We start from the raw sequence: 1,111 nt of genomic DNA on the forward strand, positions 1-1,111 counted from the left end.
TGCTGTTCACTACCTTTAGGATAGGTTTAATCATAAAGTTTAAAGTTATGAAAAAAAAGTAGTACCCTTATTGATAGGGCCTGTAATTCCGTTCCGGAGTTTAACGAACTGTACCGTAAGTTAAAGCGTTCCGTAGAACTGGCCGGCAAAAGCCAAAGTACACTTACCAATTACTTCAGATGCCTGGCACACATTGCACTCCATTTCAAATGCAGTCCGCTGGACCTTGACCAGGAGCAGGTCCTGGATTACCTGCACGTTCTGAAATCCCAGCACAAGACGCCATCGGAGAGTTTCTTCAAGCATACCGTCTATGGTCTGAGATATGCCTACCGTATCTCGGGAATGAAGGAGATGCGGGTCATATTGCCTTCTATAGAACGGCCCAAGAAGCTACCGGTAGTATTGGGCCATAACGAGGTAAGGCAGCTTCTAAAGGCCCCAAAACTTCTCAAACACCGTTTGGTACTGGCCATGCTCTATGGCTGTGGCCTTCGCAGCTTTGAACTCTGCAACCTCCAGCTGAAGGACCTGGACCTTGAGAGAAAGATGCTGCACGTACGCCAGGGCAAGGGGAGGAAGGACCGCTATGTCCCATTGTGCGCGATGCAGGTCCGGGGCCTAAGGAAGTACATCAGGGCGGAAAGGCCCGTCACCTGGTGCTTTAACGGCAATGACAGGGAAGGCAATCCCGTTGCACTGTCCACCACGGGAGTGCGATGGATCGTTCGCGAGGCACGCAAACACAGCGGTATCCAAAAAGAGGTCACCACCCATAGCCTGCGGCACAGCTATGCGACCCATCTTTTGGAAATGGGTCTGGACATCATCAGTGTCAAGGACCTGTTGGGGCACGCCGATATCCAGACCACGCTTGCCTACCTGCATGTGGCACAACTGGTCAGACAAAGGCCCTTCAGCCCGTTGGAGCGGCTTTATAATCTGTAACGGTGTCACGCGCCACTTACGAAGTGGCCCAGGTATTGGAACGCAACAGGGAACAGCTCGCCGGCCTTTGTGCCAATAGCTGGCAGTCAAGGACCCTGCACGCCCTGCGCAAATGCCGCACCGCAGCATTGGGCGGGCATATAGACCGTTGCGACAACCCTGG

General features: G+C 52.9%; 1 protein-coding gene and 1 pseudogene. Both read left to right on the forward strand.

Features of this window, described 5'->3' with window-relative positions:
* Nucleotides 1-354: 354 nt before the first annotated feature.
* Entirely contained in the window at nt 355-948 is a 594-nt protein-coding gene (locus BUA16_RS18180) for a tyrosine-type recombinase/integrase (RefSeq protein WP_317045406.1), read from the forward strand.
* Nucleotides 949-950: 2 nt separating this feature from the next.
* Nucleotides 951-1,111 (forward strand): annotated as a pseudogene (locus tag BUA16_RS19290) (IS91 family transposase); the annotation flags it as partial.

Source organism: Arenibacter nanhaiticus (assembly GCF_900141935.1).
In the GTDB taxonomy this organism is placed as follows: Bacteria; Bacteroidota; Bacteroidia; order Flavobacteriales; family Flavobacteriaceae; genus Arenibacter; species Arenibacter nanhaiticus.

Bases quoted from the DNA above. Each gene is read 5' to 3' on its own strand.
- BUA16_RS18180 (WP_317045406.1), top strand. From the start codon at position 355: ATGCGGGTCATATTGCCTTCTATAGAACGGCCCAAGAAGCTACCGGTA.